This window comes from Luteolibacter sp. LG18 (genome assembly GCF_036322585.1).
Lineage (GTDB): Bacteria > Verrucomicrobiota > Verrucomicrobiia > Verrucomicrobiales > Akkermansiaceae > Luteolibacter.
The window spans coordinates 696,561-719,362 of the sequence record NZ_AP024600.1; the positions used below are offsets into that span (position 1 = coordinate 696,561).

Sequence of the window (22,802 nt, forward strand, 5' to 3'; positions counted from 1 at the left end):
GTCCCCCCACCCGCCACCGCAAGCGTGGTTTTCTGAAATCCGCGATTCCGTGGGCAAAGGGCTGCGGCTTGCTCCCGTGGCGGTTTTCTGTCGGGATATGCCAAGCAGATGAGATTGGTTCGTTTCCCCTTCCCCACCAGGCGCCTGTGGCTGGCCGGCATGGCCATCCTCGGATCGATCGGCTTATCCCGGGCCGAGGTTTCCCAAACGCCGCCACCGGAGTATGAGGAATCGCTGGCACCGCTGCTGACGCCCTTCGAAGAGATCACGAAGGCGAAGGACCCGTTCGCGGGCAAGGACGAGGGCGGGACGGTCCGGCTTTCCGAAAGCGCGACGCGGGTCCATGAGGATGGCAGCTACCTGCGGGCCCAGCACACGGTGATCCGCCCCTACACGGAGCAGGGCGCGAAGGAATCGTCCACCCGCCGGTTCCGGTTCCAGGCCCACCTCGAAACCGTGCACGTGGTGAAGGCCCGCACGGTGCTGGCGGACGGCACGGAAAAGGTCCTCGGTCCGAACGCGGCGTTCATTCAGAAAGGTGACCAGGGCAGCGACAGCATCTATGACGATGGCCAGGACCTGGTGCTGATTTTCCCCGATGTGAAGCCCGGCGTGCAGTGCGAGGCGATCGTGGTGTTCGAGCGGAAAGTGCCGACGGTGGCGGGCGGTTACAGCGAGTTCATGGATTGGACGGCCGGTTGGCCGATCGCTCTGAAACGGCGGGTGATCGATCTACCGGCCGCGTGGGAGTCCCGGGTGAAGGTCGAGACGGTGGGCAAGCGTCCGGTCGCGGCGACTGAAGCCGCGCCAATACCCGGACGATGGCGGCGGGTGTGGCAGCGGGAGAACATCGAAAGCACGCCCGACGAGCCCGAGGAAGCGCCGCCCCAACAGGTCGGACCGGGCACCTGGCTGACCACCTTCGGCTCCTGGGACGAACTGGCGGCGTGGTACGGTGGCCTGCTCGCGGAGCGGTCCGAGCTGGGTGACACGCTCAAGGCCAAGGTCGAAGAATGGACGAAGGAGGCGAAATCGCCGCGGGAAATCCTCGATGTGCTCCACGACCACGTGGCCAACGACGTGCGCTACGAAGGACTCGAGTTCGGCATTTCCGGACTCCAGCCGTATGCCTGCGAAACGGTGTGGAAGAACCAGTATGGTGATTGCAAGGACAAGGCGAACCTGCTGGTGGCGATGCTGCGCCACAAGGGCGTGGCCGCGAAGGTGGTGCTCGTGAACACCGAGCACGCGGGCCTGGTGGCACGCCACATCCCGGACTACCGGCATTTCAACCACGCCATCGCGGTGGCGGAACTGCCGGATGGCAAGGGTGGCGTCACGCGGGTGTTCTGCGATGCCACCATCACCAAGGGACGGCCCGGCCTGCTCTCACCGGGAGATGCGGACCGCGACGTGCTGGCGATCCACGGCAACAAGGCGGAGTGGCTGCGGACCCCGTCCGCGCGCTCGGGCGAAAGTCATTACACGCTGGATCTGGAAATGACCCAAGAGGGGCGGATCTCCGGCTGGATGACGGTGAAGGCCACCGGCTTCAACAGCGTGCAGATGGCGCGGGCGTTCGCGGGCGTGGACCGGGACACCGCCCGCCAGAAGCTGCACTCGTATGCCTCCAGCTTCTTCCCCGGAGCGGAGGTGATGGACTTCGTGCTGCCCGCGGAGAAACGGGAGGTGGAGGAGGCCGAGCTGAAGATCTACCTGACCACCCCGCCGCGCCAGATGGATAACGCGGGCCGCCTGAGCCTGCCGTTTCCGTGGGCCCGCTGGTTCTTCGGCGACTTCGGCGAGGGCAAGGACCGGCGCACGTCGTTCTTCCAAGCGATCGAACGCTTCCGGGTGACGGCCAAGATCCAGTTGCCGGAGGGATGGCAACCGGAGTCCCTGCCAAGCCCGCTGAAACTGGACACGCCACCGTTCCAAGCGTCCTCCCAATGGACGCACGCGGCAAACCGATGCGAGGCCACACTGGATCTCGACTACCGCGAGGCGGTGATCCCCGCCGACAAGGTGGCGGCTCCGGCCCAGGCCAACCGCGCGATGCTGGCGTGGCTGCAAACGCCGCTGGCCTTGAAGAAAGGCTCCGGCGCGGTCCAGGGCGGGGCCCCGAAGGCGCAGGTGGCGATGCCCCTGATGCCCACCGGCAAGGGCCAGATGAGCCTGGTGAACCGTTGGTTCCCGAGCACGGGCGATGCCTCGAAGCGCCAGGCCGCGCTCGAACAGGTGATCCGCTACTTCCCGAACGATCCGGAGACGGTGTTCTACGCCCGCACGGAGCTGGCCTGCCAGAAGTTCGATGCAAAGCAGTATGATGCCGCGCTCACCGCGCTGCGGGAACTGGTGGAGCGCAAGCCCGATGGCGTGAGCGCCGAATACTGGGGCTTCGCCCGCTATTTCGAAGGACTGACACTCCATGAGCTGAACAAGGATGAAGAAGCGCTGGCGGTGATGAAGGAGGTGGCCGCGAACGGCGAGATCAGCGACTACCGCCGGAACTGGTCGGCCCGGTTCGCAGGCGAGTGGCTGGCCAAACGCAACCCGGTGCCCGCGGAAGCGGTGACCCTGCTGAAACAGGCCGCCGCGGAGGAGGAGTGCCGCGCCTTCGCGCTGTCACAGCTCGTGCCCGCGATGGCCGCAGCCGGCCAAGGGGATGCGCTGGTGAGCGCCCTCGCCGATGGCAGCTTGTTCGAAGGCGAGGAGGACGGAGGCACCGCGGTGATCGAGGAGATCACCCGCGTGGCGAAAGCCGGCGACAAGGCGGCGATGGCGTCCCTGCTGCCGTGGCTGCAGAAGGCCCGCGATGCCGCCGGAACCGGGCCGACGGCCAAGCCGCTCGCGGCGGCCTGCGCCACCCTGGAAAGCTGGTCCACGCGCGGCGACACCTATGCCAAGCTGCGGAGCGAGGTGCTGGCGATCCTCGAACGGAAGCGCCCGGATGATTTCAAGAACACCTCGATCGACACCTGCGACAGCGTCGAGAAGGCGTTGGCGAAGATGGAGGAACTCGGCAAGAAGGACAGCCACGCGCTGCTCGGGATGTCCGCAGGCTATTTCCGCAAATACGAGGCTTCCGACGAGTTTCCGCACGCGCTGTGGCAATACCTCTCCCATCTGAAGGTGGTGGAACGCAGTGCCGGGACGACCGCAGACGCCGGTGCTTTCCAAGAGCTGGTCGAAGTCGGATGCAAGCTGCCCCACGACAACGACAACTACTGGGAATGCCTGTTCCTGAAGGCAGGCTGGCTGGATGACCAGGAGAAGCTCGACGAAGCCATCGCCCTTTACCGTGCGATGCCGGAGGATCCGCAGTTCATGCCGGCATTCGAAAAGTCGGTGTGGTTCCGGCTCGGCAAGGCCTACGAGGCGCGGGGCCTCTGGAAGGAAGCAATCGAGTGCTACCTGAAGTTCAAGGACCAGCGTCAGGAACACAAGGCAGTGGTGGAGCAACTGGTCCGCGCCGGCCTGCTGATGGCCCGCAGCGGGGATCGCGAGGAGGCGCTTGAGCTATGGGCGCTGCTGGCGGATGTGCCCGCCTCCGTCTACGAGTCTTCCGAGATTCTCCCGGAGATCCAGGATGTGATCGCGCTGGCCGCGAACCCGAAGGCCACGCTGCGGCAATGGGAAGAAAGCGAGGACTGGTGGAAGCACACCTACATTCCTTACCACCGCTCCCTGAAGGGGGATCTGCCGGTCCGGCAGCCCATCGTCCTGAGCGACGAGGGTGACGACACGATCCTGCGCTGCCGGAAGGCGGTGGCGGAAAAGGATCTGAAGCGGGTCCTCGAGGAAGTGGCATCCGTCGCCTTCACCAGCCGCTGGCTGCCCTGCCATGTCCTCTCGGTGCGGGGAATGCTCGATCAATACGTGAAGCCGCTCGCGCCCGATTCCTACCGGGGCGGCCAATTGTGCTTCGCCAAGCTGGCGGGCACGGTGCGCGCGGGCCAGCCCGCGACGGTGGAAATGTGCATCCGCCTCGATGCCGCGCTGCATTTCGACCTCGGTGACACGGAACACGCGCTGAAAGTGGCGGACGATCAGTGGCAGGAAGCTCCGGGACGCTCGGCGGAGCACCGCGAGCGCTGCGCCTGGTTGTTCGCCATGGCCGCGAACGCCACGGGCAAGAAGGTCAGCGAAGCGCTGGAGGCATCCACCTACTGGGTGGAACACAGCGGCGGCTTCCTGACGGTGGGCCAGTGGGCCCCGGTGCATGCCGACCTGCTGGCGAGGTCCGGCAAACGCGCGGAGGCCCTCACCTTCCTGAGGAGCAAGGTTGCCCAGGCGAAAGGAAAGCCCGCGCTGACGACGCCGATCCTGGAGAAGATCTCCCAATTGGAAGCGCAGGGAGAGGGCAAGGAAGGCTTGGCCGCGGCGGCGGAAGCCCTCCTCAAGAAATACAAGCCGGTGTGGTACGACCATGTAGGACCGAAGGCCCTCGACGACCCGCGGGTGGGAGATCCGACGAAAATCTCGGAAGCGGACCTGACCCGCTTCCACGCCGCCGAACGCTTCCGCCTGCGGATGCTGGTGGTCATGTCCCCGGACGTGGAGATCCGCGTCCGTGAGCGGGCACTGACGGACGCCACGATGGATCTGGGCAAACAACAAACCACCTGGAAGCAAGCCGTGGCCATCTGGCGGGAAGTACTCGACCAGCAGAAGGTCTCCACCCCGTGCCGTCTCCACATGCTGTGGAAGTTCGCGCTGGAACTCGCCTCCGCGGGCCAGGTGGACGCGCTCGCCGAACTCCGCAAGTCTCCCGTCTTCTCCGCCTATGCCCCGGCTTACACCGAACGTTATTTCCCGATGGTCGAGAAGATCGCCAAAGGCATGCGTGACGGCCCGGAAGACTTCAAGGAGGCCCTCGCCCTACTGAACGACCGCGAACTCGACGGCGAGGATCTCCCCCTCGCCACCCTGTGTCACACCGGCCTGCTGGGTGCCGGCGATGCGGAGGGAGCCGCCGCGGCGCGGGAAGCGCTCAAGAACTGGAAACTGAGCCCGGCCATCGCCGGCGAACGGAACACCACTCGCCTCAGTTGGATGCGAATGGCGAATCTCTCGAAGCCGGCTCTCGCGTTCCATGACGGGATGCTCGCCCTCTTCCGGGAACGCTTGGAGGCACTGGCGCAAAAGGCCCCGGCAGGCTGGCAGCAACGGGTGGACCTGGAAACCATGGGGGACCTCACGGAGGCAGACCGGCACGCAATCGACGCCGCCCGCCTGACCACCGGGAAGCGCATGGACAAGACCGGAGTGAAGGACTGGCTCATCACCCGCGATACCTGGCTCAACGCCACCGGCAAACGGGACCCCGCCATGATCGCGGAGGTCTTCAAGCTGGCGGAATCCCTCGGAGAACCCCTCACGGGCGCGACCGTGGCCACCATCCTGTATTCATTCGATCCGCCGGATGACCCGGCGCCGGCCTCGCTCTCCGGAGCTTTGAAGATTTTCAAGGACTCCCCTGCGAATGCGGTGGTTTCATTCTGGCAAGGCACCCGCGGTTACAAGCCCGGCATCCCGGTCGAGCTGGACAAGAACCTGGCGCTGGTGAGCCAGGTTCCGTCCTTCATGCGGCTCCCGATGAGGGGCAACCTGTTGGAAACGACATGGGTCAACGGCGACCAACGCCAAGTGAACCAGACACTCGATTCCATCAAACCGGACGAGGAAATGTCCGCGAACTTCTTCCAGATCTACCTGCCGGTTCTTCAGGAAATGAAGCGTCAGGAGGAACTGGAAATCGCGAACGAGGATGCTGTGAAAATCATTCGGGACGAAATGATCACGACATGGCGCGACCGCAACTCCAACTCCCTCCACCGCGCCTGCGACCTGGCTCTCCTCTGCGACCGCAAGGATTTGCTGCCCGATGCCTGGCGGGCCTCGGTACCCGGCCTGCTGGCCATGGATTACGAGAAGGCCTTCGCCCGCGCGCGACTCGCGCAGTTGAAGGGCGATTGGAAAACCATGAAGGCCGAACTCGAAGCAGCGAAGGAGATTCCCCCGCGCGAAAAAACCAACCAGACATGGTTCATGGCATGCGCCCTGGATGGACTGGGAGAAAAGGCCAGGGCGATCGAATACGCGCGCCAGTGCGTGGCATTGGGAAACGCGAACAACCGCTATTTCGTGGCTGCCATCCGCTACCTGCGCCACGCCGGAGCGGAGATTCCGAAACCGGGGAAGTGAGACCCAAGGAGCTACTTCACCACGTAGCTCCTGCCCCGCCACTCGACGCCGCCGCGGGTGGACTTCCACCACGAGCGGATGCCGATCAGGTGCATCATCGCGATGGCGAGCGGGTGCAGCAGCGCACCCGCCATGGAGGTGCGGTGACGCAGGGCGAGCAGCAGGCGGATGAGATAGATGAGCCCCACTTCCACCCAGGCGAGCGGCTGCCAGCGCCCCGGCACGCAGGCGGCGATGAAGGGCAGCAGGAACAGGGAGCCGACACTGATCGCCGACACCACCGGGGCGTAGCGAGGTTGGCCTCGGTAGAGGGAATGGGTGCTGCGGGTGAAGCCATTCCACACGGCACGGGTGGATTCATACATCCGGCAGGACACGAAGCGGTGGCCATCGGCATTGATGAGCCGCATCCCCTCGCCCATCCGTGCCGCGACAGCACGGGCGAAGCTGACGTCCTCCAGCAATTGGTCGCGGTGGGCGGCGTGGCCGCCGAGGCGATCGTAGCCGCTGCGGGAAAAAAGCATGAAGGGCCCGTTCGCGGTGCCGAGATGGGAAAGGCCGTAGGGAAACCAACGCGCGGCGAACTCGGGATGGTCCTGCGCGTGCATGAACAAGCACGGCGGCGAGAACACCACGGCGAAGAGATACATCAGCGGAACGAGCGCCTTTTCTCCCCAGGTGATGGTGACGTGGCGCGGCCAGGCGGTGAGCAGATCCGGACGGGTGGTGGCGCAGAGGGCCATCGCCGCGCTCACCGTGCCGGGGGCGTGGCGGGTATCGGCATCGATGAACAGCAGCCACCCGCCGGTGGCGGCATCGGCGAGCTGCTGGCAGGCCCAGGGTTTCCCGGCCCAGCCATCCGGCAGATCCTTTCCCGCGAGCACGCGGACGCGTTCATCGGCCATGGCGCGGGCGAGATCGCCGGTGCCATCGGTGGAATGATCGTCGAGGATCAGGATTTCCAGGTCCGGCCAATCCTGGGCCATGAGGGTGCCGAGGCAGGCCTCGATATTCGCCGCCTCGTTGCGCGCGGGCAGCAGGATGGACACCCGCGGGCCATGCGCGGGCGGCGGCACCTCCACCAGCACGGGAAAGCGGGCGAGGTGCCAGAGGGTGAGGGCGAGGGCCGCCACCAACCCGGCGAGAACGAGCAGCAGCAGGAGGGCGGGGATCATTTCATACACCGGGGAACTCGTCGAGCGGCCGGACGGCGGCGCGTTTGGCCTCGCGGCGTTCGAGATAGCGCAGCATGAGGGCGTAGCTGATCAGGCCGGTCGGCACCGCGACCAACAGCGACCCGGCGAGCAAGGGCGGGCCGATGTTGACCACCATCTTCCAGTGCAGCCAATCGGCCATCTTGAGATCGGCGACATGGCCTTCCCGGAGCGGGAAGTGATGGGGCCTGCTGATGAGCCAGAAGCCGACGCGGTATTCCCAGTAGAGCAGCCACGGGGCAATCGGGAACACGACGTCATGGAGCTGCACGGCAATGGCGGAGGCCACGACGTTTCCGCGGAACAGACGGGCGGTGCCCATGGCGAGCAGGGTTTTGAGCCCCAGAAAGGGGGTGAAGCCCCAGAACATGCCGAGCCCCACTCCCAGCGCGATGGAGTGCGGGCGGTCCTTGAGCAGGAAAAGGTGAGTCCACTTTTGGTGGATCCAGAGCCAAGCTTTGCGGAAAAGGGCCATGAATGCGTCGGGAGTACCGTGGCAACGATGCCACATGCACGCCTCCAAGGAACGAAAATCGCGCTTCCCGCAAGGCCCAAAGGCATCATTCTCGGTGGCGGACGATGTCACCGTGGACTTACCTGCTATTGTTCCTGGCTGGATTGACGGGTGGTTTCATCGACGCGATCGCGGGCGGCGGCGGCCTGATCACGGTCCCGGCGCTGTTGGCGGCGGGGTTGCCGCCACGGATCGCACTGGGCACGAACAAGTTCCAATCGACCTTCGGCACCGCGGTGGCCGTGAGCCGCTACCTGAAGGCGGGCCTACTGCGGACCGAGGGCATCCGGCTGGCGGTGGTGGCGGCCCTCGTCGCGAGCATGGTCGGAGCCTTCGCGGTGAGCGCGCTGGACAAGGATCTGCTGAAACGGGTGATCCCGTGGATGCTGGCAACGGTGGCGGTTTACACGGCGCTGAACCGGCGGTTCGGGCTGCAACGCGGGACCCGGAAGCTGGCCCCGGCGGTCTTCGCGGCAGTCTTCGGGATCGGACTGGGATTCTATGACGGCTTCTTCGGGCCGGGCACGGGCTCGTTCTGGACGGTGGCGCTGGTGACCCTGATGGGCTGCGACCTGCGCGAGGCCACGGGCTACACCAAGGCGGCGAACCTCGCCAGCAACGTGGGCGCGCTGGCGATCTTCCTCGCCGGAGGTTCGGTGCATTTCACGGTGGGTGCGGTGATGATCGCCGGGCAACTCCTCGGCGCACGGGCCGGAGCGGGACTCGCCATCCGCCGCGGCGCGGGCGTGATCCGGCCGGTATTCCTCACGGTGGTGTTCGCGATGACCGCGAAGCTGCTGTGGGACGCATGGGGCTGATCTTCGTAGCTGCACTGGTGACAGTGCAGGTGGGGTGGATTGCCCCACACCCTCGCATATCCAATTCTCCTACACGGCCGGAAGAAAGCCATCCCCTCTTCCATCTGCGGTTGAAATCACCACCTTGGGCCGCTCCCTCGCCAAACGCACCTCGTTTACGAAGTAGAATAGAGTTTATCGAATCCCCGATCTCCCCATCCTCCCGCCGATGAGACGATGGCTGGTTCTATTGCTGGGATTGACGGGATGCGCGGTGCAGGTTCCCCAAGCTGCTTCCCGCGGTGGTGCGATGACTTATCCGCGAACGGTGGTCCCGCTGGCGAGCGGCGGAGAGCTGGTTCATCACGCGGGCAAGGCCTGTTCCGCCGACGATGAATCGCGGCCGCTGGTGGGTGGCGGCGATGGTGCCAGAACGTGGTCGAAATGGTCGCTGGTTTCTTCTGCCGGCACCCCGCTCGCCGAAGCCCCGTCCTTCCTTTCCGATCCCTCCGGCGAGGGAGAGTTCGCGGAGAATTACCGCAAGAACGACCGCGGCCTGGTGTTCGAAAGTCCCACGGGCAAAACGATCGTGATCGTCGAAGACCGCTCGCCGACCTTCCCGCGACGAGCCTATTTGATGCTGCGGAACACCGGCACGCATTGGAGCTACCGGGAATTGAAGCTCAAGGCCGCGGCACCGCCCCAACCGACCGCCGATGGTCCGAATTACGAGGACTCCCCGAACATCCTGGACCTGACGGACACCGCGGTCCGCTATGGTCGTGCGAGCGATCCCCAACGCCTCGACTTGGGACGGGGCGAATGAACGTGCCTACGCGCCCTTCTCCCACACGGCGATGAACTCCTTCGCGGTGGAGGGATCGGTGAGAAGGGTGCGGCCGGGCTGCGGGCCATCGAAAGTCTTCTTGCGGAGGATGCGGAAGCGGCCATTGCCGCGGAAGGCCTTTCGCTTCTGAAGTTCCAGCGCCACACGGCCCATGGTCATGCGCACGTTCACCTCGACCACCGGCTTCAACGCGAGCGAGCCATCGGCACAACGGTGGATCATCGCATCGATGCCGACCGGCCCCGTGTAGCCGGGCAGCAACTCAGGCAGTGCGGCGGGAATACGATGCTCCACCCACTCCATCCCCTGCCCCGCGCCGAAGAAATAGGCGGCGGTTTCCGGATCGAGCATCGAGCCCCATTTCCACGCGACACGGGTGCCGGTGAAACGCCCGGCAGCATCGTTCTCCATCACGGTCATGCCGATGAGGCGGATGCCGCCACCCGGCTCGATCTCGTAGAGCGCGGAGAAATCGAGGACGCGCTGGAGCCATGGCTCGATGACAATGGCGCGGTGTTTGTCGAGCGCCTGGCGGAGCCACGCGCCGGCGGCGTCATCGAGCTTGCCGGGATCGATGCGGAAATGGCCGCGGCCCGCGCAGGAGTAGGCCGCCTTGGCGAGGGCGGATCGGCCTCCGGCATGGATGGCGCGGATGGCGCGGATGGCGGCTTCCGCGGATCCGACATCCGCCACCAGCGCGCCGCGGTCTTCCACGGGAATGGCGAGTGCGTCTTCCAATCGCACGCCGAGCTCCTTCGAAAAACAAATCGGCGGCAAGGCCTCGCGCCACGGCTGCGGCATGCCGGGAGCGATGTTGTCCGCGAGTTCCTTGAACAAGGTCGAAGCATCCGGCGACCATGCCCACGGCCGCAAGCCACCGAGTTTCCGCTCCGCGAGCGTGGCGAGATCGGCGCGGGAGACGATCTCCGGAATCTCCAGCCCCGCGGCCTGCAAGGACGCGAGGTGCGCGGCGGAGGGAGGACGGCGCAACACGGCGATGTCATCCTTCCGGCACCAGACGAGCGCGAGGATCTCCAGATCCTCATCGAGGGCGACGGCGTGCTTGTTCGGATCGTAGCGGGTGCCAGTGACCGCCGCCATCACGTGCGACTCGGCATCGGGATTGAACCACGTGACCACCGGCGTGCGGCCGCGGGATTGGCCGTAGATCTCCAGATGGCGGATGAAGTCCTCGTCGAGTCCGGCGAGGCGGCGGCCCTCGGCATTGAACGGAGCCACACCCTTCGCCCGGGCGGCGCTGAGTGGCAGTCGCTGGGCCTGGCAGAAGGCGTCCCAATCGGAAGTGCCGTGCTCCTTCCAGTGACGGAACCATTTCACGCCATGGCCGACGTGGCCGATCTCGTCCTGGTAGATTTTTTCCAGCACCGCGGCGGTGGCACTGTCCCCGGCCTCGCGGAAGAGCGCGGCGTAGTGCTTGGAGAAATCGAGGTTCGCCTGCTCGAAGGTGAGATTGAGCCGGGTCACGAACTCCAGCGGCGACTCCACCGGCGCCACCAGTTTCCAGAAAAAGTCGTTCAGCGGCAGTTCGCCGAAATGAATGCCGCATTCCTTCATCCGCCGCAGATACATGAGCGTGTGCATCTGCTCCTCGCGCATCGCCTCGTAGACGCCGGCGCGGTATTCCTTCGGGGCATCGGGAAACTTGAGCAGCACCAGCGCCATCAGCTCGGCGGCGAGCAGCTCGTGGTTCGCTAAGAAGTGCAGGAGCTTGCCGCGCTCGCGGTCGTCATCAAGGCGGTGGGTGCCGGGGAAATCCACCTTCACGCCCTTGCCGCCGAGGCGGAGTTCGGTAGGGCGGCCGGGGCCATCCGCGGGGACGAGGATCGCCTTGCCGGGCTGGTCATCACGCACGTGGGCGGGAGCGAGCTGGAGCTTCTCCTCGAGGGTCGATGCGAAAAGAATCCGCTCTGCCGCTTCACGCATCTGCATGGCGGCGCGATGATGCCCGCTCTTCAGCCGTTGGACATTCCGAAATCCAGACCGCCTGCATCACTACCAAGGGTGATGATGATGGTGGTAATAGTAATAGGGCCTCGGACCCCAGTACGGACGTCCGTAGTAGTAATACTTCGGCCGGTTGTTGTGGCCGATGGCATAGCCGGCGGCTCCGGCGATGGCGGCGGCGGCCAGCGGGTCGACGGACTGCTGGGGATAGCCGTAGGCATCGTAATAGGTGGTGCAGGAAGCGACCGTCAGACCGACGAGCGCCACGGCGACCGCTTTGATGAGGTTGCTTTTCATGGAATTGCTCCATCCCGACCATAGCCCATGCCACGGATTTTGCAGGGACGAGCCCACGAAAAAGCCGCCCGGAGGATTTCCGAACGGCTTTCGAGGATCACGCCACAGTGGGCTCAGCGCCAGTATCCGCGGTGGCGGAAGGCGTAGTAGCCACCCGGGCGCGCGACATAGCGCGGTCCCCAGTTGTTGCGGTAGTACGGGCGGTAATAGGGGCCGCCGTAGTAATACTTCGGCCGGTTGTTGTGCCCGATGGCGTAGCCGGCGACACCGGCGACGGCCGCGGCCGCGAGCGGGTCGACGGACTCACGGGGATTTCCGTACGCATCGTAGGTGGTGGTACAGGAAACCGCGGTGAAGCCGACGAGCACGGTCGCAACGACTTTGAGGAACATCGATTTCATGGATTTCCGGAGGTTGTTCTGACTCCTTGGTGAATCCAGTTGCAGTTGGCATTCCGCAGCACCAACCACCACGACAACACACTCTATATCAAATCAATACAGAGCATAATTCACGCCCACGCCCCGGATTTGGAACGTGGAGTTCCCGCAATTCGCATGGGCATTTCGCCCGGCCCGTGCAATTCGCCTCAAGCCTTCGTCCGCTCGAAGAACAGGGTGAACTCCTGGCGGTTGTAGGTCAGATGGGTGGTGGCGAAACGGTTCAGGCCGACCGCCTTCGCGTGGGCGGTGACGGATTGGTAGAGCTCGTTGACGGCCTCCACGGTGGTGGCGTCCGAGGTCTTCAGGGTGAAGACGACGAGGCCGCCCTTCCGCAGGTGGCTGGAGAGGCGGATGATGTAGCCGATGGAATCGCGGGCGCTGCCGTTGAGGTCGGAGAGGAAGGCGTCGTAGCTCTCGCCCGTGGGCGGCTGGAAGGTGGCGACATCGGCGCGCGAGAAGGTCAGGCCGCTGGCTTTGTCGAGGCGCGGGTCGAGCGGGGCGCGGTCGACGGCGGTGACACGGTGGCCGCGCTTCAGCAACTCGGACGTCATGCCGCCGGGGCTGGCCCCGAGTTCGAGCCAGTGGCTGCCCGCGGCAAGCGGCGGGCGGTGGAGACGGAGGTAGTGCAGGGCCTCAGCGATCTTCGCGCCGGCGCGGCTGATGGTTCCCGGCGCGTTCTGGCTGATGTAGCGGGTGCCGCCGGGGTGGAAGCCATTGGCGTCCCGCGGGCTCTGGACACCGCAGAACAGACCTTCCGGCCCGACCAGGCAGAACAGGGTCGGCGCGGCGGGATCCTGGTCCTCGACCTCGATTTTGCCGACGTTCGGGAAGAGTTGGAGGGTGCGGCCACGGAGGTTCGAGGCGAGGGTCTTGTAGTATTTGTTCGGCGAGCTGGGATCGAGCTGGCCGACGAGGATCGCCTGGAGCGGGAGCTGGCCGAATTTCCGGAACAGCGCCTGGGCGGCCTTTTCGATGAAGCTGTCCGTCTTCTGCGGATTGCACGGCCAACTATGGTGGACGGGCATGTTCCAGCGGATGAAGTGGCCGACGTCCGAGCCGCGAATCGCGGCGAGATCCGTGCCCTTCAGCAGGTGATACTCGCTGCCCAGCGGCGTGGAGGAGGTGGCGCCGGTGCGCCCGACGACGTCCGCGGTGAGGTCGCCGAAGACTTCGGAGACGCGGATCAACCAACCGGAAACAGGCGGAAATGCAGGGGACGGAGCGGACATGAGGCGGAGCGGGGCGCGACCGTGTCAGGAAACCGGCGCCCCGCCAAGAATCCATGCTCGTTTCCGGGAAGGTTCCCGCCTACAGTGCCGCTCCACCGCAATTCCATGATCATCCTGATCCGCAATCTCGACCGCGCGACCGACCGCATCCAGCTCCACGCCCTGCTCCGCAAGTTCGGCAAGGTGGTTTCCCTCGACCTCGTGATGGACGAGGAAACCGGCCGCTCGAAGGGGTTCGCGTTCGCCGAGTTCAAATCCACCAAGGAGGCGATGATGGCGATCCACGAGCTGAACGGCATGCAGGTGGGCGCGAACGAGCTACGGGTGAAAAAGGCCGCCGCGTCTTCGGTGAAGAAGGGCAAGGCCGCCAATCAACCCGAGGAAGGTGAAGAAGAACCCCAGCGCCCGACATTCCGCCCCCGCGGTGGCTCCCGGTCCGGCCCGCGATCGGGGCCGCGCCCCGGGCCGCGCAAGCGCCGCTGACCATGGTGCCGGATCATTCCAAGGCGGTGGCCTACCTGAAGAAGGCATGTCCGACGATGAAGGGACTCATCGGCCGGGTGGGGCCCTGCGCGATGGAATACGAGACGAAACGCACGCCGTTCCAAGCGCTGGTGAGCGCGGTGGCGCATCAGCAGCTCCACGGCAAGGCGGCGCAGACGATTTTAGGCCGCTACCGGAAGCTCTTTCCCGGCGGCCGCGAGCCCGGCCCGAAGGCGCTGGCCGGAGTGAGCGACGACGACCTGCGCGGCGTGGGATTCTCCCGGGCGAAGACGGCGGCGATCCGCGACCTCGCGGAAAAGGCGATCTCGGGCGTGGTGCCGGGACGGAAGGAAATCGAGACGCTTTCCGATGAGGAAATCATTGCCCGGCTGACGCAGGTGCGCGGCATCGGCAAATGGACGGTGGAGATGCTGCTGATCTTCACGCTCGGCCGCGGGAACGTGTGGCCGGTGGATGACTTCGGCGTCCGCAGCGGCTACCAATGGGCCTACGGGCTGGACGCGATGCCAAAGCCAAAGGAACTGGACGCGCTGGGCGAGAAATTCCGCCCGCACCGGTCGCACGCCGCGTGGTACCTGTGGCGGGCGACGGAGCTGGCGAAGGTGGGGTAGGCCTCACTGGGAGTGGCGGCTTTCGAGCCGCCATGTTCCAAATGACATCCATTGCTTCGTTACGATCGGGTCCCTCAAGATCCCGATCGCAGGAAAGCGAATGGACGTCGTTCGCCATCATGGCGGCTCGAAAGCCGCCACTCCTTGGGTCTTTACTTCCGCTTCTGGAGGAAGAGGTCGATGCCGTCCACGATGGCGATCCAGCTCGCCTCGATGATGTTCTCCGAAACGCCGATGGTGCCCCAGCTTTCGTGACCGTCGGTGGTTTCGATGAGCACGCGGGTCTTGGCGGCGGTGGCGTCGTGGCCATCGACGATGCGGACCTTGTAGTCCACCAGCGAGATGTTCGCGATCTCCGGGTAGAAGGGCAGCAGCGCCTTGCGCAGCGCGACGTCGAGGGCGTTCACCACGCCGTGACCTTCCGCCACGGTGTATTCCGGGGTGTTGTCGACGTAGAGCTTCACGGTGGCCTCGCAGACCGGGTCATGGCCGTCGCGGTACTTGCGGAAGCTGGTGTGGTATTCCTTCAGGTCGAAGGGCTTCGTGTAGGTGCCCTGCTCGCGGCGGATGAGGAGTTCCAGCGAACCACCGGCGGCCTCGAAGGAGTAGCCCTCATGCTCGAGCTCCTTCACCTTCTGGAGCACGGCCTTCGCGACCGGCGACCCCTTTTCGAGGCCCAAGCCGAGCTGCTCGGCCTTGATCAGGATGTTGTCCTGGCCGCTGAGTTCGGAGACGAGGATGTTCTGCGAATTGCCGACGGACGCCGGCACGATGTGCTCGTAGCTGCGGGCGAGCTTCTTCACCGCGTTGACATGCATGCCGCCCTTGTGGGCAAAGGCGGTGCGGCCGACGAAGGGCGCGCGGGCGAAGTGCGGGTTGTTCGACACATCATCCACGTAGTACGAAAGATCGAGAAGGTTCTCCAACGCCGGGACCACGGTGAGGCCCATCTTGAGCTGGAGGATCGGGATGACGGAGGTGAGGTTGCAATTTCCGGTGCGCTCGCCGTAGCCGTTGATGGTGCCCTGGATCTGGATCGCGCCGCCTTGGACGGAGGCGATGGCATTGGCGACGGCCAGCTCGCAATCGTTGTGGGTGTGGATGCCGACCGGGGTGCCGGGGATGCGGGCGCGGACGACCTCGCAGATTTCCTTCACCTCGTGGGGCAGCGTGCCGCCGTTGGTGTCGCAGAGCACGAGGCAATCGGCCCCGCCATCGGCGGCGGCCTGGAGGGTGGCGAGCGCGTGCTCGGCGGAGTCCTTGTAGCCGTCGAAGAAATGCTCGGCGTCGTAGATCACCTCGCGGCCGTGCTTCTTGAGGTGGGCCACGGTGTCGCGGATCATCGCGCGGTTTTCCTCCGGCGTGGTGCGGAGGACCTCGGTGACCTGGAGTTCCCAGCTCTTTCCGAAGATGGTGACGACCGGCGTTTCCGCCTCCAGCAGCAGGCGGACCTGGGCGTCGTCCTCGACCTTGGTGTCGGCACGGCGGGTGGAGCCGAAGGCCGCGAGCTTCGCGTGCTTGAGCTTGAGGGACTTCGCCGCTTGGAAAAACTCGACGTCCTTCGGATTCGAACCCGGCCAGCCGCCTTCAATATAATCGATGCCGAATGCGTCCAGACGCTCGGCAATTCGCAGCTTGTCGAGGCCTGAAAGTTGGAATCCTTCGCCCTGCGTGCCGTCACGCAGCGTCGTATCGTAGAGGAATACCGGTTTCATCGATGGGGCGCGGAGACTACCGGGCCGCCCCCGGTTCGGCAACCGGCAATCCATTCAAGATGAAGGAGGTCGCTTTTGGGGAATCAATCCACCATTTAAAGCACCACCATCCGGCACACGGAGAATCACATCCGGTCCCCCTGCCGGATTCGTTCAAGACTCACTGATGCCCCCCGAACCGTGATCTGGTCCTCCTCAAAACCAGAAGCTGTGAGGAAGGACTCGACCACCACGTCCGTGTAGCGCCGGTTCCGCAGGACCAGCCGCCTGGCAATCCAATCATCCGGGTCCGTGGCGGCATCTTCCGGGCTGCGCCAAGTCACCCGGTAACCGTGCCAAAACTGGAGGTCGGCGCACCACCCCAGGTAGTCGAGTTCCCCGATCACCTCTCCGTGCCTCTCGACAAACCAACCGAAACGGCGTCCGAAATCGGACTCCCTGGCGGCCCGGTGGCCACGCCGGAAGATGGTGGATAGCTTGAACATCTCTTGAGCGGAAGCCCGCCGCCACCAGAGCATTGACGTCCGCCCGATACAAGCAGCCGTCTAACGCCACGGAATCAAGGTGCCTTGGGGAGGCCATCCCACGAGAGGAACGCCCCATTGTAGCTGAAAGCTCCGCTTTCAGAATGTATCGGACGGCTCCAGTCGTCCGTCTTCGCGGGGTGGTGATCGTTTGGCCCAACCGGCCCCCGCCAACTGGAGCTGGCGGAGACAATCCGAAAGCTGGAGCTTCCGGCTACAATCACAGATGCGGCTTCGGCGGGGTGACCGGATCTTCCCAGGCCATCGCGCCGGTGAGCTTGGTTTCGCGTTTGAAGACCTTGTCACCGCAGGTGACGTAGAGGGTTTTCTTCTCCGGCCCGGCGAAGCAGAGGTTCGAGGGATAGCGCGCGCCGGGCACGGGCGGCAGGATGAGGTTCACGCGGCCGGGCTGGTCGAAGATCTGGATGCCGATGGCGGTGGCGGCGAGCAGCCAGCCGTCCTTGGTGACGCGGATGCCGTCCGCCTTGCTGCCCGGATCGGGATCGGCGGGCGGCAGGTGGAGGTGGTGGTAGGGCTGGACATTGGCCAGCGAACCATCGGCGAGACGGGTGGCGGACCAGATGTAGCGGCCGCCGGGATCGGCGACATCGAGGCGGCTCTGGTCGGGCGTGAGCGAAACGCCGTTCACGCCGCGGAAAGCATCGCTGCCGAGGGTCTTGTCCTGCCCGGGGCGGATGATCCAGACGGCGTGTTTGGCGGGCTCGGTGGCGTAGATGGTGCCATCGCGGGCCACGGTGAGGTCATTGCCCTTGATGTCGGTGGCGTGGACCTTCTCCTCCTTGGTGGCGATGTCCCAGGACACGATCTCGCCGCTGCCGGTGCGGCAACCGTAGAGGCGGCCATCCGGGCCGAAGGTCAGGCCATTGGTGCCGCGGGTGTTTTCAAGGAAGGCGGACACCTTCCCATCGGTGCCTACGCGGTGGATGACGTTTTTCGGGATGTCCGAGAAGAACACGGTGCCATCCGGTCCTGGCACGGGCCCTTCGGTGAACCCATGGCCCTCGCTGACCAGCTCCCAGTCCTTGCCGGGGATGAGCATGTCCTTGGCGCGGCCCTTGGAGGCATCGTAGTGGACTTCGACGGGCTTCGGGAAATCCTTCCACAGCCAGCGCATGGCGTCCGGCAGGATCGCGCCACCGTGCTGGTGGGAGTGCGGCCCCTCGCCCCAGGCGTGGTTCACCTCATAGCCGGCGAACTGGAGCGAACGCTCCATCTCCTGGTTCGCCATCCACCAGTCGCCGCAGTAGATGTTCTGGTCGTTCGAGCCGTCCTGAAGGAACACGCGCAGTGGCAACGGCTCGGTCTTGCGAACGAGGGTGGCCAGTTCATCGCCGCCACGCAGGCCGACGAAGGTGCCGATCATGGAGTACACGCGGCGGAACTGGTCCGGGCGTTTCCAAGCGGCGAAGAACGAGGCGCAACCGCCCGAGGACGCACCGCACAGGCCGCGGTGATCGGGGTTCGGGCTGAGGTTCCGTTCCTTCGCCACCTCCGGGATCAGTTCGTCGGTGAGGAACTTCGCGTAGTCGCCGCTGAAGGCATCGTATTCGTAGCTGCGGTTGTAGCGCGGCAGGGCCTTGGCATCGGCGGCCGGGGTGACGCCGGGATCGACGAAGAGCCCGATGGTGACGGGCATTTCCTTCGAGTGGATGAGGTTGTCGAAAACGATCGGCACCTTGTCCGCGCCCTTCTCGTTCACGTAGCCGCTTCCGTCCTGGAAGACCATCAGGCAAGCGGGCTTGGCGGGATCATACTGCGCCGGGGTGTAGACCCAGTAATCGCGGGTGGTGCCGGGGTAGACCTTGCTCGCGGCGAAGGTGTGCTTGGTGACGGTGCCGAAGGGCACGCCCTCGTGGCGCACGGACGCGGGATCGACCGGATAGGGGCCTTCCGCCGCGAGGGCGGGCAACACCAGAAGCGGGGCAAGGAGGAGGGCTTTCATGGGATCAAAGCAGGACGCCGCGGGGAGGCGCGATCTTTCGGGGAAGGAGGAAGGTTGGCAGCGCGCGGGGGATCTGTCATGCAGCCGGAACATGGCAGCGGAGCAGACGGGCAAGATCGCGGAGTGGGACCGAAGCAAGGGCTACGGCTACGTGAAGGCCGGGCCGAAACGCTACTTCCTCCACCGTCGAGATTTCGCCGAACACCACAAGGCTCCCGCCGTGGGGGACCGGATTCATTTTCAAGCCGGAGCTGACGACAAGGGCCGGCCGTGCGCGGTCAAGGCGGTGCACGTGAATGACGGTGGCCGTTTCGGCATCGGTCACAGCCTCCTCCTGGGCCTGCTGCTGGCGCTCCCCTTCGTGGCATGGTGCTGCGTCCACCCGCTGGTCCAGATAGGCATCGGAGCAGCCTACGGCATCTCCAGCCTGGCTGCGTGGTTCGCCTACGTGATCGACAAGCAGCGGGCGCGTGCCAACGGAGCAAGCGGCACCCAGCACCCGCGTGTGCCCGAGACCAGCTTGCACCTGATCGAGCTGCTCGGTGGCTGGCCCGCCGCGTTCATCGCCCAGCGGAAGCTGCGGCACAAATGCGCGAAGGCCCGCTATCAGGTCGTTTATTGGGCGATCGTGGGGGGCCACCAACTGCTGGCGCTCGATTTCCTTTGCGATTGGCGGCTCGCCCGCATGATTCTCGGCTGAGCCGATGCCCGCCCCATCCGAACACCCGCGCGACCCGCTCCACGGCCTGACCTTGGAGACCATCCTGACCACCCTGGTGGACCGGCACGGCTGGGAAATGCTCGCGACGCGGATCCGGATCCGCTGCTTCACCCACGATCCGAGCATCAAATCCAGCCTGACCTTCCTGCGGAAAACCCCGTGGGCGCGGCAGAAGGTGGAGGCGTGGTACCTCTATGATCTCCGCAGGGGGATCAAGTAGGCCACGCCCCAAGGACGGCAATACCCGCTCAGGCGGCGACGTAGCGGCTGGCGTGGCCGTGGATGTGGCGGCCCACCTTCGCCAGCGCGGCGTCCTCGTACTGCTCCTCTTCCATCGCGGCGCAGAGCATGTCCGCGGCGTCGTCATAGCCGAGCACGCGGGCACCATTGACCGCCCGGGCAAGGCGCTCGATCTCCTGATGCACGCCGCGGCGGACTGTGCGGAGGAGTTCGACGTCGTCACCGGTCGGATGCCACTCGGCGACGAGGCGCTCCATCGCGGCGCAGGTCCCATCGCCAGGCATTTCGTCCAGATCGGCGAGGATCCCCCGCAGCATTTCCGCATGGGCCTTCGCCCGCACCCGGTGGTGCAGAAGGAAGGTGCGCACCTCCTCGCGTTCGGCCGACCGGGCCATCGCGGGGAGGATTTTTGCAAACTGGCACTCCAGGCTATGGAGGCTCTTCAGTTGCTCGATCCAGAGATCCGTGAGGCGTTCAGTCATGGCCATGGCGTGCACTAGTTGGAGGTTGATCTTGTGAAAAAGGCAGCCCACTCGGCTGCCCGGATTTTCGCAAATCCATCGCAGGCCGCGTGCCAAACCGGCGGATGCTTCCACATCCGCTAGAAAATCAACAGACCATCCTTTGTAATCACAACACTGGGCCGAAAATGCATCCTCTTTCCGGCCCCGGAGATGAGGCATCACGCACCCCGGTCCTGCATTTTGCGAAGCGCCCGATGCCTTGTCGCACTAGGGATTTCACGTAGGTGGCGGAACTGGCGATGCCGCCGCCTCCGCACCTCGGACCCCGGGTTCCCATAAGTGAAAAAAATGGGTAACCCGGACCTTTGAAAATTTGGTCGACCGAAGCAATTTTCACCCCGCGCCCGCGATCCCTTGCGGTTACTTGAAAAGGATCGGAATGATCAAAATCGCGAGGATGTTCACCACCTTGATCATCGGGTTCACGGCTGGTCCGGCGGTGTCCTTGTAGGGATCGCCGACGGTGTCGCCGGTGACGGCGGCCTTGTGGGTGTCGCTGCCTTTGCCACCGTGGTTGCCGTCCTCGACGTACTTCTTTGCATTGTCCCACGCCCCGCCCGCGGAGGTCATCGAAATCCCGACGAACAGGCCGGTGACGATGGTCCCGACGAGCAGGCCGCCGAGGGCTTCCTTGCCGAGGCCCGGAATGGCGGCCACGGCCACGACGAAGACGAGTGGCAGCAACGCGGGCAGGATCATCTGGCGCAGCGCGGCCTTGGTGACGATGTCCACGCACTGGCCGTAATCCGGGGTTTCGGTGCCATCCAGGATGCCGGGCTTGAGGCCGAGCTGGCGGCGCACCTCGTGGACCACCGCGCCCGCGGCGCTGCCCACGGCGTCCATCGCGAAGGCGGTGAACAGGAACGGCAGCATGCCGCCGACAAAGAGGCCGATCATGATCTTCGGATCGGTCAGTTCGAAATGGAAGGTCTGGCCGACGAGGTGGGCCTTCAGCTCCTCGACGTAGGAACCGAAGAGGACCATCGCGGCGAGTCCGGCCGAGGCGATGGCGTAACCCTTGGTGACGGCCTTCATGGTGTTGCCCACGGCGTCGAGTTCGTCGGTGATCTTGCGGACACCCGGTTCCAGGCCGCTCATCACGGCGATGCCGCCGGCGTTGTCGGTGATCGGGCCGAAGGCATCGAGCGAGATGATGATGCCGGAGAGGCTGAGCATCGAAACGACCGCCACGGCGATGCCATAGAGGCCCGCCCACTCGTGGCAGCACCAGATCGCGGCGCAGATCAGCAGCACCGGCAGGACGGTGGCGTGGTTCCCCACCGAGAGACCGGCGATGACGTTGGTGCCGTGGCCGGTTTCCGAGGCGGCGGCAATGCGGCGCACCGGCCTGTATTCAGTGGAGGTGTAGTAATTCGTGATCCACACCGAGGCAAAGGTCAGGACGATGCCCGCCAGGATGCAGCCGTAGAGGGCATTCGAGCCAACATGCGCGCCGGAAAGCGTGATGCCATCCGGAAACATCGCGCGGGTGGCGGGATAGAGCAGCATGGCGGAGAACAGGCCGCTGGTGGCCACGCCACCGAGCAGCGCCCGGGTCGGGCTTTGCTTCAGCAGGTTCACGTAAAGCACGCCGAGGATCGCTCCGACAATCGAGATGCCGCAGACCACGAAGGGATAGGACAGGGCCGCCAGGTTGTCCGGGCTCACGAGATGGCCGACCAACACGCCGCCGATCAGTGAAACGGCATAGGTTTCGAACACGTCCGCCGCCATGCCCGCGCAGTCGCCGACGTTGTCGCCCACGTTGTCCGCCACGGTGGCGGGGTTCCGCGGATCGTCCTCCTGGAGGTTCTGTTCGACCTTGCCGACGAGGTCGGCGCCGACGTCCGCGGCCTTCGTGTAGATGCCGCCGCCAAGACGGGCGAAGACACTGACCAGCGAGCTGCCGAGCGCGAGGCCGATGAGCGAATCGATCGCCACCTTCGCGCTGCCGGAAACCTGGAGCACGGTGAGATAGAAGCCGCCGACCGAGAGCAATCCGAGCGCCACCACCAGCAGGCCGGTGACCGCGCCCCCACTGAACGCCACCTTCAAAGCCGGATGCGATCCCACCGAGGCCGCTTGGGCGGTGCGAACGTTCGCACGCACCGCGATGGTCATCCCGATGTAGCCCGCGATCAGCGAGCAGACCGCGCCCACCACGAACCCGCCGGCGGTGGTCCAATCCCGCAACAGGCCGATCGCGATGAACATCACGATGGCGATGGCGCTGACCGCGCCCAACTGGCGGTTGAGGTAGGCCTTGGCACCGGACTGGATCGCGCCGGCGATGGAACGCATCGCCTCATTGCCGTCCGACGCCGCCAGCACCGATCGGATCAGGACGATCGCCGCGCCCAAACCGAGGGCTCCAAAACCAAGCGAGAGGGGGATTCCATGACGGATGAGAAAGTCGGACATGCGAGTGAACAGGATGGGATTTCGGTTATCCGTTAGCGTGCTCCAACAATGTGTGGTGACAAGATC

18 protein-coding genes are annotated in these 22,802 nt (G+C 65.2%); 7 read left to right on the forward strand and 11 right to left on the reverse strand.

The window, feature by feature from the left end:
- The first annotated feature begins 159 nt into the window (after positions 1-159).
- Positions 160-6,207 carry a DUF3857 domain-containing protein gene (locus llg_RS02880; protein ID WP_338288049.1) on the forward strand — a complete coding sequence of 2,016 codons (6,048 nt, stop codon included), beginning with the start codon at positions 160-162 and terminating at the stop codon, positions 6,205-6,207.
- Between the two features lie 11 nt (positions 6,208-6,218).
- Here the strand turns inward: llg_RS02880 and llg_RS02885 are convergent, their stop codons facing one another.
- Positions 6,219-7,382: a glycosyltransferase gene (locus llg_RS02885; protein ID WP_338288050.1), complete on the reverse strand. Its 1,164-nt coding sequence runs from the start codon at positions 7,380-7,382 to the stop codon at positions 6,219-6,221.
- Between the two features lies 1 nt (position 7,383).
- Entirely contained in the window at positions 7,384-7,896 is a 513-nt protein-coding gene (locus tag llg_RS02890; protein WP_338288051.1) for a DUF2062 domain-containing protein, read from the reverse strand.
- A 104-nt stretch (positions 7,897-8,000) separates the two neighbouring features.
- Here llg_RS02890 and llg_RS02895 point away from each other — a divergent pair, with 104 nt between their 5' ends.
- Both llg_RS02895 and llg_RS02900 read left to right on the forward strand, forming a co-directional pair.
- Positions 8,001-8,753, forward strand: a complete 753-nt coding sequence (locus llg_RS02895) for a TSUP family transporter (RefSeq protein WP_338288053.1) — start codon at positions 8,001-8,003, stop codon at positions 8,751-8,753.
- 289 nt (positions 8,754-9,042) lie between these two features.
- Positions 9,043-9,558, forward strand: a complete 516-nt coding sequence (locus llg_RS02900) for a hypothetical protein (RefSeq protein WP_338288055.1) — start codon at positions 9,043-9,045, stop codon at positions 9,556-9,558.
- A gap of 6 nt (positions 9,559-9,564) precedes the next feature.
- Here the strand turns inward: llg_RS02900 and llg_RS02905 are convergent, their stop codons facing one another.
- The 4 genes from llg_RS02905 to llg_RS02920 form a co-directional block, all read right to left on the reverse strand.
- Positions 9,565-11,529, reverse strand: a complete 1,965-nt coding sequence (locus llg_RS02905; protein WP_338288056.1) for a DUF455 family protein — start codon at positions 11,527-11,529, stop codon at positions 9,565-9,567.
- 63 nt (positions 11,530-11,592) lie between these two features.
- Entirely contained in the window at positions 11,593-11,841 is a 249-nt protein-coding gene (locus tag llg_RS02910) for a hypothetical protein (RefSeq protein ID WP_338288057.1), read from the reverse strand.
- Between the two features lie 113 nt (positions 11,842-11,954).
- A complete protein-coding gene (locus llg_RS02915; protein WP_338288058.1) occupies positions 11,955-12,242 on the reverse strand; it encodes a hypothetical protein in 288 nt (95 codons plus the stop codon).
- Positions 12,243-12,430: 188 nt separating this feature from the next.
- Positions 12,431-13,513, reverse strand: coding sequence for an SAM-dependent methyltransferase (locus llg_RS02920; RefSeq protein ID WP_338288059.1), 1,083 nt, complete (start codon positions 13,511-13,513; stop codon positions 12,431-12,433).
- Between the two features lie 105 nt (positions 13,514-13,618).
- On the opposite strand from llg_RS02920, the gene llg_RS02925 reads away from it, so the two are divergent.
- Positions 13,619-13,996: an RNA-binding protein gene (locus llg_RS02925; RefSeq protein WP_338288061.1), complete on the forward strand. Its 378-nt coding sequence runs from the start codon at positions 13,619-13,621 to the stop codon at positions 13,994-13,996.
- Between the two features lie 2 nt (positions 13,997-13,998).
- Positions 13,999-14,628, forward strand: coding sequence for a hypothetical protein (locus llg_RS02930; protein WP_338288063.1), 630 nt, complete (start codon positions 13,999-14,001; stop codon positions 14,626-14,628).
- Positions 14,629-14,780: 152 nt separating this feature from the next.
- On the opposite strand, the gene cimA is transcribed toward llg_RS02930, so the two are convergent.
- The 3 genes from cimA to llg_RS02945 all read right to left on the reverse strand — a co-directional run bounded on the left by cimA (position 14,781) and on the right by llg_RS02945 (position 18,830).
- Positions 14,781-16,343 (reverse strand): citramalate synthase, encoded by a 1,563-nt coding sequence (gene cimA, locus llg_RS02935; protein ID WP_338288064.1) that lies wholly within the window; start codon positions 16,341-16,343, stop codon positions 14,781-14,783.
- A 125-nt stretch (positions 16,344-16,468) separates the two neighbouring features.
- Positions 16,469-16,828 carry a hypothetical protein gene (locus llg_RS02940; protein WP_338288065.1) on the reverse strand — a complete coding sequence of 120 codons (360 nt, stop codon included), beginning with the start codon at positions 16,826-16,828 and terminating at the stop codon, positions 16,469-16,471.
- 259 nt (positions 16,829-17,087) lie between these two features.
- A complete protein-coding gene (locus llg_RS02945; protein WP_338288066.1) occupies positions 17,088-18,830 on the reverse strand; it encodes an SMP-30/gluconolactonase/LRE family protein in 1,743 nt (580 codons plus the stop codon).
- A gap of 91 nt (positions 18,831-18,921) precedes the next feature.
- On the opposite strand from llg_RS02945, the gene llg_RS02950 reads away from it, so the two are divergent.
- Positions 18,922-19,530, forward strand: a complete 609-nt coding sequence (locus llg_RS02950; protein ID WP_338288067.1) for a DUF1294 domain-containing protein — start codon at positions 18,922-18,924, stop codon at positions 19,528-19,530.
- A gap of 4 nt (positions 19,531-19,534) precedes the next feature.
- The gene (locus llg_RS02955; protein WP_338288068.1) at positions 19,535-19,771 is read left to right on the forward strand and encodes a VF530 family protein; all 237 of its coding nucleotides are present in this window, start codon (positions 19,535-19,537) and stop codon (positions 19,769-19,771) included.
- A gap of 28 nt (positions 19,772-19,799) precedes the next feature.
- Here llg_RS02955 and llg_RS02960 read toward each other — a convergent pair whose 3' ends face one another.
- Together llg_RS02960 and llg_RS02965 are read right to left on the reverse strand one after the other, a co-directional pair.
- Positions 19,800-20,273 (reverse strand): DUF892 family protein, encoded by a 474-nt coding sequence (locus llg_RS02960; protein ID WP_338288069.1) that lies wholly within the window; start codon positions 20,271-20,273, stop codon positions 19,800-19,802.
- Between the two features lie 402 nt (positions 20,274-20,675).
- On the reverse strand, positions 20,676-22,736 hold the full coding sequence (locus tag llg_RS02965; protein ID WP_338288070.1) for a sodium-translocating pyrophosphatase: 2,061 nt from the start codon (positions 22,734-22,736) through the stop codon (positions 20,676-20,678).
- Positions 22,737-22,802: the final 66 nt, after the last annotated feature.